This window comes from Bradyrhizobium sp. 63_E2_N1_3, from assembly GCF_052076005.1.
GTDB classification, from domain to species: Bacteria; Pseudomonadota; Alphaproteobacteria; order Rhizobiales; family Xanthobacteraceae; genus Bradyrhizobium; species Bradyrhizobium barranii.
Window position 1 is genome coordinate 1 of record NZ_CP197235.1, and the last position, 16,414, is coordinate 16,414.

A 16,414-nucleotide genomic window follows, 5' to 3' on the forward strand; every position below is an offset into this window, starting at 1 on the left:
ATGAACACATCGGAACAGGATCGCTGGTCACGCGTGAAGAGCCGGCTGCGCTCGAACGTAGGCGAAGACGTCTATACGAGCTGGTTCGCCCGTATGGATCTGGAAGGCGTGCAGGAGGAGAGCGTGCGGCTCTCGGTGCCGACGCGCTTCCTGAAGAGCTGGATTCAGGCGCATTATGCCGAGCGCGTACTGTCGTGCTGGCAGGCCGAGGCGCCGGAAGTTCATCGCATCGATCTCACCGTTCGCTCCGCGGTGCGCCCGGTCGTGCAGCAGAAGGAGACGCCTGCGCCGGTCGAAACACGCCGCGCGCCCGCGCCGGAACTGCGCTCGACGGCGACTGCGCCGGTCTCCGCAAACCACGACGCGCTCGGCGGCTCGCCACTCGATCCGCGCCTGACCTTTGCAAGCTTCGTCGTCGGCCGCTCCAACACGCTGGCGCATGCGGCGGCTCGTCAGGTCGCCGAAGGGCGTCGCGGCGATCCCGTCATGTTCAATCCGCTCTACATCCATGCCGGCGTTGGCCTCGGCAAGACGCATCTGCTCCAGGCCGTGACCTGGGCCGGCAATTCCGGCAACGAGCGCAAGGTGCTGTATCTCACGGCCGAAAAATTCATGTACGGCTTCGTCGCCGCGCTGAAGACGCAGACGGCGCTCGCCTTCAAGGAAGCGCTGCGCGGCATCGACGTGCTCGTAATCGACGACCTCCAGTTCCTGCAGGGCAAGTCGACCCAGGCCGAGTTCTGTCACACGCTGAACGCGCTGATCGATGCCGGCCGCCAGGTCGTGATCGCGGCCGACCGTCCGCCGTCCGACCTCGAAAGCCTCGACGATCGCGTGCGCTCGCGCCTCGCCGGCGGCCTCGTGGTCGAGATGGGCTCGCTCGGCGAAGAACTGCGGCATGGCATCTTGAAGTCGCGCGTCGCGGCGGCCCGCGCCCATCACGCCACCTTCGACGTGCCGGAGGAGGTGCTGCTCTATCTGGCGCGCACCATCACCCATAACGGCCGCGACCTCGAAGGCGCGATCAACCGGCTTCTCGCGCATTCGAAGCTGAACAACCAGCCGGTGACGCTGGAGATGGCCGAGCGCGAGGTGCGCGATCTGGTCCGGCCGCAGGAGCCGAAGCGGATCAAGATCGAGGACATCCAGCGCGTGGTGGCGCGGCAGTATAATGTCAGCCGTTCCGACCTCCTGTCCTCGCGCCGCACCGCCAACGTGGTCCGTCCGCGCCAGGTGGCGATGTATCTCGCCAAGACGCTGACCCTGCGCTCGCTGCCCGAGATCGGCCGCCGCTTCGGCGGGCGCGACCACACCACGGTGCTGCACGCCGTGCGCAAGATCGAGGCGCTGGTCAACAAGGACACGGCGCTGTCCGAGGAAGTCGAGTCGCTGAAGCGCCAGCTTCAGGAATAAACGCCTAAGGCTCCTGCCATTCTCCCGCCGCCCCGGCCATGCCTGGGCGGCGGTGTTCGTTTGCCGGGACGGCCGCCCTCCTTTTGGGCTGTAAATCGTGGGGAACCACCCCGCAATCCCTTGAAACGGATGGCTTTCCGCGCCACCTTGCGCGACCCTGACGGCTTTGGTCATATCGGCTGGATGATCCGGCTTTTCGGGGTCTTCGATGCCGTGGCGCGCGTCCCGCCGCCCGGCTTTTCCAACGTTGTGTTTCCTTGGGGATCGGGCGAGTAGTGCAATGAAGGTTACGGTCGAACGCGCGCAACTCCTGAAATCGCTGGGTCATGTCCACCGCGTGGTCGAGCGCCGCAACACCATTCCGATCCTCGGCAACGTGCTGGTCCGCGCCGAGAACGCGAAATTGTCGCTGAAGGCGACCGACCTCGACCTCGAGGTGACCGAGACGCTCCCGGCCGAAACCGCGACCGCGGGCTCCACCACCGTGCCGGCGCACATGTTCTACGACATCGTGCGCAAGCTGCCCGATGGCTCGCAGATCGTGCTGGAGGCCGACGGCGACCGCGCCGTGCTGGCGATCCGCGCCGGCCGCTCGCGCTTCACGCTGCAGACCCTGCCGGAGAATGATTTCCCGGATCTCGCCGCCGGCGACATGTCGCACTCGTTCTCGCTCGCCGCCAAGGACGTCAAGCGGCTGATCGACCGCACCCAGTTCGCGATCTCGACCGAAGAGACGCGCTATTATCTCAACGGCATCTATCTGCACGCCGCGGGCACGGCCACGGCCGCCACCCTGCGCGGCGTTGCCACCGACGGCCACCGGCTCGCCCAGCTCGACCTGGTCCAGCCCAAGGGCGCCGACGGCATGCCCGGCGTGATCGTGCCGCGGAAAACCGTCGGCGAGGTGCAGCGCCTGATCGAGGACAACGAGGCCGAAGTCACGATCGAGCTGTCGCAGGCCAAGATCCGCTTCACGATCGGCAATGTGGTGCTGACCTCGAAGCTGATCGACGGCACCTTCCCCGACTATGGCCGCGTGATCCCGCAGGGCAACGACAAGGAACTCGTCGTCGACAAGAAGGATTTCGAGAACGCGGTCGACCGCGTCTCCACCATCTCCAGCGAGCGCGGCCGGGCCGTGAAGCTCTCGCTGTCGCCGGGCAAGCTGGTGCTATCGGTCACCAACCCTGATTCCGGCAGCGCGACCGAAGAGCTCGAAGTCGAATACGCCTCCGACGCCCTCGATATCGGCTTCAACTCGCGCTACCTCCTCGACATCGCCGCCCAGATCGAAGGCGACGTCGCCACGCTGAAGCTCGCCGACCCCGGCTCGCCGACCCTGGTGCAGGACAAGGACGACAAGAGCGCGCTCTACGTGCTGATGCCGATGCGGGTGTGAGGCCTACCGGCCTCCTTCGCATTGCCTACATACGTCATGGCCGGGCTTGTCCCGGCCATCCACGTCTTGGGAGCCTGAGAACGTGGGTGCCCGGCAATGACAGAGTGATATGACCCCCTCCCGCATTCAACGCCTGACGCTGACGCATTTTCGCAATTATCGGGCGGCGGGGCTCGAGACGGCGGCTGACATGGTGGCGCTGGTCGGGCCGAACGGGGCCGGCAAGACCAATTGCATCGAGGCGATCTCGTTCCTGTCGCCGGGCCGCGGCTTGCGGCGCGCCACGCTGGAAGATGTTGCCGACAACCAGGGCGACGGCTCCTGGGCGGTGTCGGCGCAGGTCGAGGGCGCGCTGGGGCTCGCCACGCTCGGCACCGGCATCGACGCGCCGCGCGCGGACGCCACAGTCAGCCGGCGCTGCCGCATTGACCGCGAGCCGGTCAATTCGGCCACCGCCTTCGGCGACCATATCCGCATGGTGTGGCTGACGCCGGCGATGGACGGGCTGTTCATGGGCGCGGCCTCCGAGCGGCGGCGCTTCTTCGACCGCCTGGTGCTGGCGATCGACAGCGAGCATTCCAGCCGCATCTCCGCGCTCGAACGCTCCCTGCGCTCGCGCAACCGCCTGCTCGAGACGCGCAATTACGACGACCATTGGTGTGATGCGATCGAGCGCGAGACCGCGGAGCTTGCGGTCGCGGTCGCCGCAACGCGCGGCCAGACCGCAGCGCGCCTCACCGGCATGCTCAACGCCCGCGCGCAGGAATCCGCCTTTCCGTCCGCGCAAATCGCGCTGGACGGCTGGATGGAGAATGCGCTGCTCACGGAGACCGCGACGTCGGTCGAGGACCGCTACCGCCAGATCCTGCGCGACAACCGCCCGCGCGACGCCATCGCCGGCCGCACCACCGACGGCCCGCACCTCACCGATCTCCAGGTGATCTATGCGCCGAAAAGCATGCCGGCGCGCGATGCCTCGACCGGCGAGCAGAAGGCGCTGCTGATTGGCCTCGTGCTGGCGCATGCGAGCCTGGTCGCTGAGATGACCGCCATCGTGCCGCTGCTGTTGCTCGACGAGGTCGTCGCGCATCTCGATCCGAACCGGCGCGCGGCGCTGTTCGAGGAGCTGCGCAAGCTCGGCGCGCAGGTGTGGCTGACCGGCGCCGACCCCGCCGCCTTTGCCGACATTGGCGCAGGCGGCGACGTCTTTGACGTCGAGAGCGGACGTGTCTCCGCCCGGCGCTAGACCGCGCCGTTGAACCCGGCCGTTTGCAATCGCGACTAGCCTTTTGAGGCCGTGGCGATGCCTGTCACGGCCGTCGCCAGCGCGCAAATGACGTCACGCGCGAAAACCCTGGAGAATGAGATGCGGACGGTAAGGACCGGGGCGCGAGTCCCGGCTCAATGGCTGGCCTTTGCGTGCGGCCTCCTCTTGCTTGCGGTCTGCATGCTCGCAGCAAGCGCCAGCGCCTGGGTGCCGCATCTGTCGCCGCTGTTCGCGTCGGCACTCACGCCGGACCCCGCTGCCAAGCTGCCCGCGCCGACCCGTTACAGCTACCGAGGAACGCACACCACCGTCGTCAAGGGCATTGAAACGCCACTCCGCACAAGGCTGGAGGCCACCGTGCCCGCCGAGCTCGGCGACGTCCTCGCCTTCTACCGCACCGAACTCAGCAAGCTCGGCTGGCAGGAGCAGCGCGATGGCGCGGTGGTCTCCGCCGATCACGTCAAGCTCGCCTTCGCCTCCCCGCTCGGACCTGGCATGCTGGCGCTCGACCGCAAAGACGCCAGCACCGCCGTCAATCTCGTGCAGAAGAACGCATCTGTCGCGGCCAATGCGAACGTGATGCCCGAGCCCGGCCAGGCGAAGCTGGTGTTCTCCAATATCAGCGAAACGGAAGCCTCGCTCACGATCAACGACCGGACCATCAAGCACGCCGCCGGCGCCTACGCGGTTTCGCTGGATCTGCAGCCCGGCAGATATTCCTACGAGGTGAGCGTGCCGGGCCATCCAGCCACGACGAACATCCTCAACTTCGCTGCCGGCGATACCTGGGAGCTTACGGTCGGGCGCGACGGAGAGGCATGGTCGCCGCTCCTGCTGTATTGAACCTCCCGGGTTTCTGCCGCGACTTCTCGTCTGAGGCCGCGCCGACGGTGTCGCAGCCTGCAAATGCGCACGCCTGAGCCGTGCGCGATATCCTGGAGACGTGACGATGTCGATGATCCCGCGCGGGACGCCAGTCCCGGCACGATGGCAGCTGCTTGCCTGCGGCCTTGTCCTGATGGCGAGCTGCTCGACCGCGGCCGCCGCCGACGGAGGCATCGTCGACGTCCATGCGCTGCCGCAGCTCGAGGGCGCGGTGGAAGACACCTCGCGCCCCGATCCCTACCGCGTCGAATACCGCATGCCGACGCCGGAAGCCGTGACATCGCCGGCGGTGAAGAAACTCCTCAGCGCCGACGGCTGGGTGCTCTATGTGAGGCCGCTGGAGGAGAAGAGCACCAATCTGAACTTCAAGAAGGGACGGCAGGGCCTTTCGGTTCACTTCACGCAGGCCCTCGGCCGGCCCGATCAATCCGTGGTCTACTACACGACCGACCGGATCTACGGGAACGTGCCGTTTCCGGACGGCGCGAGCGACATCATGTTCGATGGGACCCGGCCCTATCTCGGCTGCATCGCGCCCAGCGCGCTCGATGCGACGTCGGATTTCTACGCCAGCCAGATGGCCGCGATCGGCTGGCAGAAACTCACGCCGGAAACCGCCGCGCGCTGGACGACCAGCCTGGATGAAACCGTTCCCAACGGCCTGCGCGCCTTCTACGCGCACCCTGACAGCAAGGACACCGGCTTCTACCAGCAGAAGCCGGTGATGCTGACGCTGACACGCCGCGACGACGGCCGCACCAATATCGATATCCGCGTCGCGCCCTTCGCGCTGCCCAGCGAGCTCAAGGCCGATGGCGATCTGGCCGGCCTGCCGCGGCCAACCCCGACCAAGACGGCCAGGGGCCTCGGCAGCGCAAGCTCCAACAAGCGCGAGATGTCGGCCGCCGCGATGGCCGAGCTGCCCGCCGTGCTCGCCTTCTATCACCGCGAGCTCGCCGCGCGCGGCTGGCAGGAAGATGGCAGCGCGCCGCTCGCGCCCGGCGACGAAGTCGCAATCAAAGTCTCCAACGCCGAGGAGACCGGCGTGCTGCGGCTTGGCCGCAAATATGATTTCACCATGATCAGCCTGAACGTGCAGGTGAAGGACTCCGCGCTTGCCGCCCGCGCCAAGGCGAAGAAGGAGGCCGACGACAAGTTCTTCAGCGATGCCGCAGCAGCCGCACAGAAGATGATCGCCGCCGACGAGGCGCGGCGCAAGGTGCAGGCCGCCGGACTCTCCGATGCGCCGCTCAATGCGCTCGCCGACAGCAAGACACCGGTGCCGCTGCCCGAGACCGCCGAGGGCGTGATATTCGAAGGCGGCGACGGTCGGCTCGAATTCTCCTCCAATTCGAGCGTGAAGGCGCTCGGCACCTTCTACCGCGCATCGCTGAAGAACGCGGGCTGGAAGGAGCAGCCCTCCGTCATCAACCAGCCCAACATGGCGGTGATGGAGTTCTCCAAGGGCGGCAAGTCGATCTCGATGACCGTGATGCAGATGGGCCCGAAAGTGAATGTCAGCGCCACCGGCTCCGGCCTGGTCGTGGCCGCGGCGAAGCCGGTCGAGACCAAATCGGCACAATCCAAACCGACAGAATCCAAGGCCATGCAGGCCAAATCGACCGAGCCGCTGAAGCCCGATCCCGATTCCGCCCTGCCGGTGCCGACGCAGCGCAGCTCGAGCGGGATCAGCTCGACGAAATTCCCCGGCAGCGACCAGTCGTTCCGCAAGGAGCTTGAAGCCAGCATTCCGGCTGAGCTCTCAGATGTCCTCGCCTTCTATCGCGCAGAGCTCACCAAGCGCGGCTGGCAGGAAAAGACTGACGGCGCGACTGTTACCGCCGAGCGGGCGGAGCTGGCGTTCACCTCGCCGGAGGGGCCGGCCATGCTGAAGCTCGGCCGCGCCAGGGAGGAGACAACGGTCAGCCTGGTGCAGCGGAATCCGCAGGCAGCGGCCAAGGCCGACATCATGCCCAAGGCGGGACAGGCGAGGCTGATGCTCGGCAATATCGGGCCGAAGGAGGCGTCGCTGACGATCAACAAGCAGACCATCAAGATCGCGGCCGGCGCCGGCGGCCCGCAATCGCCGAAAGGCCCGATGCTCGATCTGCCGCCCGGCAAGTACCAGTACGCGCTGCGCCTGCCCGGGCAGCCCACTCGCAACGAGACCCTGACCGTAGCCGCCGGCGACGCCTGGGGCCTCTTGGTGGGGCCAAGCGGCGACGTGCTTCCGCTGCAGATGTATTGAGGTGCGACGAAGCAGGTGCGCCCACGCGCAGCCGGCGTTTCGGACCCGTGGGCGGAAAGTTGATCTAAATCAACAGAGCGTTGCGGCGTTGCCTCCCGAATAGGCGTCAACAAGGTTCTGACGTCTCCAAGAGGGAGCTTGCAATGACGCGTACCCGTCACGTTGACGATAGCTCAAAGCCAGAAAGCCGCTTACTAAACCACCGCAACTTGCTGCTTTGCGGCACTGCACTGACCGTCGCTTTTATGCTGTGCGCGCTGGAGACGACCAGCCTCGCGCAGCAAACCACCGGCACGCCGGGTTCGCCGAGCGCCACGACAACCATCGATGGCAAGCAGCTTCCGCCTGAGCCTCCGAAGTTCGAAGGCGTGATCAAGGAAGATGCCACGGACTCCAAGCCATACTGGCCACCGTCCGTTGTGCCGCCCAAAGGCGCGCCGAACGTGCTGCTGATCATGACCGACGACCAGGGTTATGGCGTGACCGGCACCTTCGGTGGGGTGATCCCGACCCCGAACATGGATCGCATCGCCAAGGCGGGCCTGCGTTACACGCAGTTTCACTCGACAGCGCTCTGCTCGCCGACGCGGGCAGCGCTGATCACCGGCCGCAACCACCACTCGGTCGGGTTTGGCGTGATCGGTGAAATGTCCACCGGCTATCCGGGCTACGATTCCGTCATTGGCCAGGAAAGTGCGACGATCGGGACCATTCTGCGGGATAACGGATTTGCCACCTCATGGTTCGGCAAGAACCACAACACCCCGACCTATCTGTACAGCTCAGCCGGGCCGTTCGACCAATGGCCAATCGGCATGGGATTTCAGTATTTTTATGGGTTCATGGGCGGCGAGACCGACCAGTGGACGCCTTACCTTTTCCGCAACACGAGCCAGGTTTTTCCATGGGTCGGCAAGACCGGCTACAACCTCATCACCGACATGGCGGATGACGCCATCAACTACATGAACGGACTGAACGCGGCGGCGCCCGAGAAGCCGTTCTTCGTCTACTACGTGCCCGGCGGCACCCATTCGCCGCATCAGCCGAAGAAGGAATGGAGCGAGAAGTTCAAGGGCAAGTTCGACATGGGTTGGGAGAAGCTGCGCGAGCAGATCTTCGCCAACCAGAAGAAACTCGGGGTGATCCCGGCGAACACCCAGCTCACCGCCTGGCCGGATACGCTGCCGAAGTGGGACTCGCTCTCGTTCATCCAGAAGAAATTGTACGCGCGCGAAGCCGAGGTGTTTGCCGGCTATGCGGCGTATACCGACTACGAAATCGGCCGCGTCATCCAGGCGGTCGAGGACATGGGCAAACTCGACAACACCCTGATCATCTACATCAGCGGCGACAATGGCACCAGCGCCGAAGGAACCCTCGAGGGCACGCCGAACCAGATGACCGCCTACAACGGCATTCTGAAACTGCCCGAAACCGAGCTGATGCTGCACTACGAGGATTGGGGCTCCGACAAGACCTACCCGCATATGTCGGTGGCGTGGTCGTGGGCCTTCGACACCCCGTTCAAGTGGACCAAGCAGGTGGCATCGCACTTCGGCGGCACCCGGCAAGGCATGGCCATCTCATGGCCCGGCCACATCAAGGACGTCGGCGGCATCCGCAGCCAATTCCATCACATGATCGACATCGTGCCGACGATTCTGGAAGCCACAGGCATTCAGGCTCCCGACACCGTCAATGGCATCAAGCAAAGGCCCATCGAGGGCGTCAGCATGGCCTATACGTTCGACCAGGCTAACGCCAACGCGCCGTCAAAGCGCGACACGCAGTATTTCGAGATGTTCGCGAACCGCGGCATCTATCACGATGGTTGGTATGCATGTACGACGCCGCCTGCGCCTCCCTGGCTTCTGGGCACCGCCAAGCTGCCGGGGATCAATGAATACAAGTGGGAGCTTTACAACATCGCCGAGGATTACTCGCAGGCCAATGACCTCGCAGCCAGGAATCCCGACAAGCTCAAGGAGTTGCAAGCGTTGTTCCTGTCGGAGGCGGCGAAATACCAGGTCTTTCCGCTGGACAACTCGGTCCTGCCCCGCATTGTGACACCGCGCCCAAGCGCGACCGCCGGACGAACCGTTTTCACATATTCTGGTGAGAACGCTGGCATCCCTGACGCTAACGCTCCGAGCCTTCTCAATAAGGATTACACGATCACGGCCGAGGTTACCGTTCCTAAGGGCGGCGCGGAAGGAATGATCGCAACTCTAGGCGGTCGCTTTGGCGGATACGCCCTCTACCTGCTCAAAGGCAAGCCTGTCTTCGTCTATAACCTGCTCGATCTAGAACGGTACCGCTGGGAAGGCGGCATTGGCGGTCGCGACTTGTTTACCGATGCGCTCAAGCCGGGCAAGCACACCATTGTATTCGACTTCAAGTACAACGGACCCGGCCCGGGTAAGGGTGGCACCGGTGTACTGACGGCCGATGGCAAGCTGGTGGCCGCAAAGACGATCCCGCACACGATTCCGTTTCTTATGGCCATCGACGAAACGTTTGACATCGGCAGCGACACCCGCACGACGGTGGACGACAGCTATAAGCTGCCCTTCCGTTTCACCGGCAAGATCGACAAGCTGACCTTCAAGCTTGGCGCGACGCAGATGACGGAGGATGAGCAAAAGGTCATTCGACACGCGCTCGAAAGAGCGAGGGACTGAGCGCGACAAGTCGTGGCGATTCATGTCGGCCCCAACGCCACGACTCATCCTTCTTCGCTAAGAAATCGTTCGGCGGGATCCGCTTCGAAAGCCCGCGCGAAATATCATCGCGTATAGAAGGGAGTGCCGGCAGTGGATTCTTCATTTGGCGCGCTGGATGCGTTGCCGGCGCCGGCGGCCCGCAATCGCCGAAAGGCCCGATGTTGGATCTACCGCCCGGCAAGTATCAGTACGCGCTGCGCCTGCCCGGGCAGCCCGCTCGCAACGAAACCCTGACCGTTGCCGCCGGCGACGCCTGGGGCCTCCTGGTGGGGCCAAGCGACGACGTGCTGCCGCTTCAGATGTATTGATCCCGCCGCCTGTGCCTGTAACGGCCAGGTTGAACCTGTCCAGTTGGTGGGGCGACTAGTCGTCCGGAGGCGGCGGCGACTGTGTCGCAGCCGCTGCATCGCGCGAAGACTACAACGCGCGACATCCCTGGAGAGTGGCATGACGACGGTGAGGCGCAGAACGAAGGTCCCGGCACGATGGCGGCTGTTCGCGTGCGGCCTCGCTCTTCTCGCGGGCGGCCTGGTCGCCGCAGGCGCCGGCGGATGGCTGCCGCACCCGTCACCGCAAACTTCGGCCGCACTCACACCGGCGGATCCAAACGCCGAGATGCCGGTGCCGAAGCAACACAACTTCTCCAGCTCCAACACCACCCATATGACCGGCATCGAAATCCCGCTGCGGGTCGGACTCGAAGCCCATGTGCAGGCCCAGCTCAGCGATGTGCTCGCCTTCTACCGCAGGGAGCTCGCAAAGCGTGGCTGGGAGGAAAGGCCTGAAAGCACTGTGGTTGCCGCCGATCATGTGCAGCTCGCCTTCGCCTCACCCAAGGGGCCGGCCACCCTGAAGCTTGGCCGCGCGCAGGACGAGACCATTGTCAGCCTGGTGCAGCGGAATACGGAGGCCGCGGCGAAGGCCAATTTCCTGCCGATAGCAGGACAAGCGCGGCTGATATTCGGCTATCTCGCGCCGGACACGGCTTCGCTCACGATCAACGATCAGACCATCAAGATCGCGGGCGGCGTCAATCACCCACAAACGCTGGATCTGCCGCCCGGCAAATATTCCTACAAGCTGGTCGTGTCGGGCTATCCGGTGCGCACCGATACCATCACCGTGGCCTCAGGCGAGGCCTGGTCCCTCAGCTTGGGCGACGACGACAAGAGGCCGGATCAGATCTACTGAACCTGGTGGCCTGTTCCGGGGCGCCACGGCGCCTGGGAACGCGCTTCTCCGCCCCGCAAAATCCACGCCTTCAAGAGCTAAAAACAGGGCCTCGAATCGCCCTTTTCGCAAGCCCCAGAATCGGCCTCCAGGAGCCTTGAAAACCGGCAAAAAATCCCTATTTCGTCAAAGGGTTGCCGGAAGATACTTTGCGCTAGGCGCAAGCGGTCTTTCATGGCACAAATAGCCTGCAAATCAGCGCCTTTTGCGCCGCTGATTCGGGCGACATCTCGAAGGCCTCTCATGACAGAACCTGCTCGGCAGACGCCTGCCGAAAACGAGCCCTCAAATCCAAGCGATTACGGGGCGGAATCGATCCGCGTGCTCAAGGGTCTCGACGCCGTCCGCAAGCGCCCGGGCATGTATATCGGCGACACCGACGACGGCTCGGGCCTGCACCACATGGTCTACGAGGTCGTCGACAACGCGATCGACGAGGCGCTCGCGGGCCACGCTACGCGCGTCGACGTCGTGCTCAATGCCGACAATTCCGTCACGGTGCGCGACGACGGCCGCGGCATTCCCGTCGACATCCACAAGGGCGAAGGCATCTCCGCGGCCGAGGTCATCATGACCCAGCTCCATGCCGGTGGAAAGTTCGACCAGAATTCCTACAAGGTCTCCGGCGGCCTGCACGGCGTGGGCGTCTCCGTCGTCAACGCGCTGTCGAGCAAGCTCGGCTTGCGCATCTGGCGCGACAACAAGGAGCACTACATCGAGTTCGCCCATGGCGATGCGGTCGCACCGCTGGTGGTGGTCGGCGACGCGCCGGGCAAGCGCGGCACCGAGGTGACGTTCCAGGCCTCGACGGAAACCTTCAAGAACATCGAATATGATTTCGCGACGCTGGAGCACCGCCTGCGCGAGCTCGCCTTCCTCAATTCCGGCGTCAACATCGCGCTCTCAGACATGCGCCATGCGGTCGAGAAGCGCGAGGAGATGCACTATTCCGGCGGCGTCGAGGAGTTCGTCAAATATCTCGACCGCAACAAGAAGGCGATCGTGCCGGCGCCGATCATGGTGCGCGCGGAGGCCAACGGCATCGGCGTCGAGGCGGCACTGTGGTGGAACGACAGCTACCATGAGAACGTGCTGTGCTTCACCAACAACATCCCGCAGCGTGACGGCGGCACCCATCTGGCCGGTTTCCGCGGCGCGCTGACACGCCAGGTCAACGGCTATGCCGAGGCCAATGCGAAGAAGGAAAAGATCGCGCTGACCGGCGACGACTGCCGTGAAGGTCTCACCGCCGTTCTCTCGGTGAAGGTGCCCGATCCGAAATTCTCGTCGCAGACCAAGGACAAGCTGGTGTCCTCGGAAGTGCGTCCCGTGGTCGAGAACGTCCTCAACGAGGCGCTCCAGGCCTGGTTCGAGGAGCACCCTAGCGAAGCCAAGATGATCGTCGGCAAGGTGATCCAGGCCGCCGCCGCGCGTGAAGCCGCGCGAAAAGCGCGTGAGCTGACGCGCAAGAGCCCGCTCTCGGTCTCCTCGCTGCCCGGCAAGCTCGCCGACTGCCAGGAAAAGGATCCGGCCAAGTCCGAACTCTTCATCGTCGAGGGCGACTCGGCAGGCGGCAGCGCCAAGCAGGGCCGCAACCGCGAATTCCAGGCGGTGCTGCCGCTGCGCGGCAAGATCCTCAACGTCGAGCGCGTCCGCCCCGACAAGATGCTGGGAAGCGAGCAGATCGGCACGCTGATCACCGCGCTCGGCACCGGCATCAGCGACGAATTCTCGATCGAGAAGCTGCGCTATCACAAGATCATCGTGATGACGGACGCCGACGTCGACGGCGCCCACATCCGCACGCTGCTGCTGACCTTCTTCTACCGTCAGATGCGCGACATCATCGACGGCGGTTACCTCTATATCGCCCAGCCGCCGCTCTATAAGGTCAGCCGCGGCAAGTCCGAGCAGTATCTGAAGGACGAGCGGGCGCTCGAGGATTATCTGATCGACACAGGCCTCGACGACTGCGTCTTCATTCCCGGCGTCGGCGGTGATCGCACCGGCCGCGATTTGCGCTCGCTGGTCGACGACGCCCGCACCGTCCGCAGCGTCCTGCGCAATCTGCACAGCCGCTACAATCGCAAGGTGATCGAGCAGGCCGCCATCACCGGCGTGCTCAACAAGGCGATCTACGGCGATCCCGAGAAAGCCGCCGCAGCGGCACAATACATCGCGGGACGGCTGGACAACCAGGCCGAGGAGGTCGAGCGCGGCTGGGTCGGCCAGTACGTGGAAGGCCAGGGCTTCCAGTTCGAACGCACCGTGCGCGGCGTCAAGGAAGCCGCCGTCATCGACGCCGCCTTCCTGGGCTCGGTCGAAGCCCGCAAGCTCGACGAATACACCGTGAAGCTCCAGGACGTTTATGCCCGCCCTGGCAAGCTGCGGCGCAAGGACATCGAGCACATGGTCTACGGCCCGGTCGACCTGTTCGAAGCGGTCACCGACGCCGGCCGCAAGGGCATCACGCTGCAGCGTTACAAAGGTCTGGGCGAGATGAACCCGGAGCAGCTCTGGGAAACGACGCTGGACATCGATGCGCGCTCGCTGCTGCAGGTGAAGGTCAAGGAAGTCGACGAGGCCGACGACATCTTCACCAAGCTGATGGGCGACGTGGTCGAGCCGCGCCGCGACTTCATCCAGGAACATTCGCTGAGCGCGACGATCGATATCTGAGGCTCGTGGCTTTGGGTGATCGTCATGCCCGGGCTTGTCCTGGGCATGACGTTCCATGCGCCTCAATTATCGTCGAACAGATTGACATCCCGAGACCGAGACCATTTTCCTTTGTGGTGTAAAACGGCTCGAACAAGCGAAAGCTTTCCGCGGGAAGGATGCCCTCGAGCGCCACCTCATTGGCCGATTGTTCGCTACGCGATGATTGTGACCCTAAGTCTCAAGAAACGCCTTTAGGCCGACCAGCACGAATTGCATTCCCATGGACGCTACGATGAGCCCCATGAAGCGTGTGACTGTCGCTTGCGTGCCTCGGCCTAGACGAGGCCCAAGCCGAACAGCGAGGGTCAACGCCACAAATGTTACGCCTGCTCCAGCGACAGCGGCGATGATTGCCGTCACCGGCAAACCATCGGGCGTATGAACAGCTGCCAACGTGACCACGGCCGTAATAGTTCCGGGACCGGCTGCAAACATTAAAAGTGGTACAAGTGAGCCCTGAACGTCCGCGTCGCTATTGTCGGGCGGCGCCTGAGCAACCGTATGGCTGCCACGCAGCATATCGAATCCCATATACGCGATGATCATTCCGCCGACGACCCTGAACACGTCAAGCGAAATCCCGAAGATGCTTAAAACCTTGAGTCCGACCAACGCAGAGCCCATCAATATGATCAGAATGTTGAGGGCGACCTTGGCCGCCTCGCGTCGTCGTTCCGGCGCGGTCAGATTCGGCGTCAGGCTCAGAAAGAGCGAACCGCACACTACGGGATTGATAACGGCCAAAATGGTTACAATCGCTTGCAGAATTTGGTGAAGGTCTGTCACGCGATCGACTCACAAATTCTAGGGGCATTTGCTCAATCGCCGGGTGCGTGATTATTCTGACGCGCGTCCTAGCCTCTGGCAGTGCGAAATCGGTAAACGGGCTGAATGTCGGATCGAAAACATCGCTTTGGCATTCGGGTCGAGAACGACGGCTAGCTTGGTGCGATGTCACAGAGTGTCAATAACTTTTCCAACATCTCCGTCGACAGTTATCCGTCATTGATTCGCAAGCCGAGCGATTTGGCGCTCGGCTCATTTGGCGACCTTATTGCAAAGCTGAAAATCGAACGACCCGAAAATCTCGCGAAGGCGGTTTCAGTGGGCTGCAACGCTGCGACGCGCCATCACCCGCTACAGGTCCGCCGTGGTCGTCCTCGAGGAACGACGTGGCACGTGATCACCTACACCAAGCGTCAGTCTCCCTGACAATTTTCGTTAGAGTGTCCCGCGGTTCAGGCATATTGCTCTAACTTGATCAGCGTAGCAGTCTCTCCGTCTGGCTCACAAATGACGGAGCATCCCATGACTAAGATGTCACTGCCGCGAAGCCTCATGCTATTGGGAATCATGCTCTCGCCAGAGCCCTCCGCCGCTATCGAAAAACTCAACTGTCCTTTCAATTTTACCAGCAGCGATCCCTCAAAGCTTGAAAGAATGAAGGCCCTTCTTCCCGACGCTGACGCGATGGGAAGTCTCGGCCGGCTCAACTCGACTATCGATACTCTACGTCGGGACGGTATGGCAAAGAGTCAGATTGTAAGTCATCTTGTCGGCGCTTACTGCCTGATCGTCGCTCAAGAAAGCTCGCAGACTGATGCAGAAAAAGCTGCAAAGGTTCGGCGCTTCGCTGGGCAAATCACGCAGTTGGTCTACAGCTTGGAAAGCGGGCTGGACGTCATTGTCAACGTTCCACTTGCGCCGGATGTCGTCGACGCGCTCAATGCCACCGCACGCAAGCAGGGTCTATCGAGTTCTGCATGGATCGCAATGACTGTAGAAAATGCTCTGCAGCAATAATAAGTTTACCTTACAATATGTCACCCGATTTAGTAGCGGAGCGCGACTGATCTGAGCCACTGCCGGGGCTTTACAAATAAAGCGGCCTGAGCGCTTCATGGCAGGAAGCAAGGTTCATGGGGCGGGATCGACGAAGAAGCAACCAAGCGGATCGAACCAATATGAATCCCATTCCATTTGTGATGCTCTGCCTCTCCCTGATCGTGAATCCGGCATTGGCGCAGCAGCCTTCTCAGCAGCCATCCGCAACGACGGCCGCAAGGCAGTCGTCAGCTGAACCGGCATTTGACAGGCTACTCGGCCGCTGGGTACGTCTCCAGGGAGGTTACGTGATCACCATCCGAGCTGTTGACGCGGACGGCAAACTCGACGCGAGCTACGCAAATCCGAGACCATTGCCTTTTCATGTCGCGGTCGCGAGCAGGGACGGTAACGCGCTCAAATTGCTCTTCGAGTTGCGCGCCGCCGGTTACAACGGCTCGACCTACACGCTCAATTATGACGCGGCCAACGACCGGCTGAACGGCGTCTTTGATCAGGTGGTCGCCAAACAGAGGTTCGATGTCGTATTCGCTCGCGATAAATCATGACGCAATTGCCATTCTGATGAAGCTCGACGTGGTTCGCTTAGATCGAGCGAGCTCATGACGTTTAATCATCGGTCAACACCTGATGGCGTCCGCACCTGCAGGCCTTCAAACTCTCGATAGACCGTTAACTTC

Annotated in this window: 11 protein-coding genes and 1 pseudogene; 11 read left to right on the forward strand and 1 reads right to left on the reverse strand. The window is 63.2% G+C overall.

Annotated features, from left to right (window positions below; all coding sequences use genetic code 11):
* From dnaA to gyrB, 9 genes and pseudogenes are all read left to right on the forward strand, one after another.
* On the forward strand, positions 1 to 1,413 hold a 1,413-nt coding region (dnaA, locus tag AB7531_RS00005), incomplete at its 5' end, for a chromosomal replication initiator protein DnaA (RefSeq protein ID WP_063980098.1).
* A gap of 280 nt (positions 1,414 to 1,693) precedes the next feature.
* Positions 1,694 to 2,812 carry a DNA polymerase III subunit beta gene (gene dnaN, locus AB7531_RS00010; protein ID WP_014491013.1) on the forward strand — a complete coding sequence of 373 codons (1,119 nt, stop codon included), beginning with the start codon at positions 1,694 to 1,696 and terminating at the stop codon, positions 2,810 to 2,812.
* Between the two features lie 109 nt (positions 2,813 to 2,921).
* On the forward strand, positions 2,922 to 4,058 hold the full coding sequence (gene recF / locus AB7531_RS00015) for a DNA replication/repair protein RecF (protein WP_063980099.1): 1,137 nt from the start codon (positions 2,922 to 2,924) through the stop codon (positions 4,056 to 4,058).
* A gap of 120 nt (positions 4,059 to 4,178) precedes the next feature.
* Entirely contained in the window at positions 4,179 to 4,922 is a 744-nt protein-coding gene (locus AB7531_RS00020) for a hypothetical protein (protein ID WP_063985953.1), read from the forward strand.
* A gap of 106 nt (positions 4,923 to 5,028) precedes the next feature.
* On the forward strand, positions 5,029 to 7,212 hold the full coding sequence (locus tag AB7531_RS00025; protein WP_063980100.1) for a hypothetical protein: 2,184 nt from the start codon (positions 5,029 to 5,031) through the stop codon (positions 7,210 to 7,212).
* Positions 7,213 to 7,457: 245 nt separating this feature from the next.
* Positions 7,458 to 9,896, forward strand: coding sequence for an arylsulfatase (locus tag AB7531_RS00030; RefSeq protein ID WP_063980101.1), 2,439 nt, complete (start codon positions 7,458 to 7,460; stop codon positions 9,894 to 9,896).
* A gap of 164 nt (positions 9,897 to 10,060) precedes the next feature.
* Positions 10,061 to 10,246 (forward strand): annotated as a pseudogene (locus AB7531_RS00035) (hypothetical protein); the annotation flags it as partial.
* Between the two features lie 139 nt (positions 10,247 to 10,385).
* A complete protein-coding gene (locus tag AB7531_RS00040) occupies positions 10,386 to 11,129 on the forward strand; it encodes a hypothetical protein (protein WP_063980102.1) in 744 nt (247 codons plus the stop codon).
* A 282-nt stretch (positions 11,130 to 11,411) separates the two neighbouring features.
* Positions 11,412 to 13,847, forward strand: a complete 2,436-nt coding sequence (gene gyrB, locus AB7531_RS00045) for a DNA topoisomerase (ATP-hydrolyzing) subunit B (RefSeq protein ID WP_063980103.1) — start codon at positions 11,412 to 11,414, stop codon at positions 13,845 to 13,847.
* A 213-nt stretch (positions 13,848 to 14,060) separates the two neighbouring features.
* On the opposite strand, the gene AB7531_RS00050 is transcribed toward gyrB, so the two are convergent.
* Positions 14,061 to 14,675, reverse strand: coding sequence for a MarC family protein (locus AB7531_RS00050; RefSeq protein WP_063980104.1), 615 nt, complete (start codon positions 14,673 to 14,675; stop codon positions 14,061 to 14,063).
* Positions 14,676 to 15,197: 522 nt separating this feature from the next.
* Here AB7531_RS00050 and AB7531_RS00055 point away from each other — a divergent pair.
* Entirely contained in the window at positions 15,198 to 15,692 is a 495-nt protein-coding gene (locus AB7531_RS00055) for a hypothetical protein (RefSeq protein ID WP_187387846.1), read from the forward strand.
* A 161-nt stretch (positions 15,693 to 15,853) separates the two neighbouring features.
* Complete coding sequence (locus AB7531_RS00060; RefSeq protein ID WP_199877118.1) at positions 15,854 to 16,282, forward strand: hypothetical protein; 429 nt, start codon at positions 15,854 to 15,856, stop codon at positions 16,280 to 16,282.
* Positions 16,283 to 16,414: the final 132 nt, after the last annotated feature.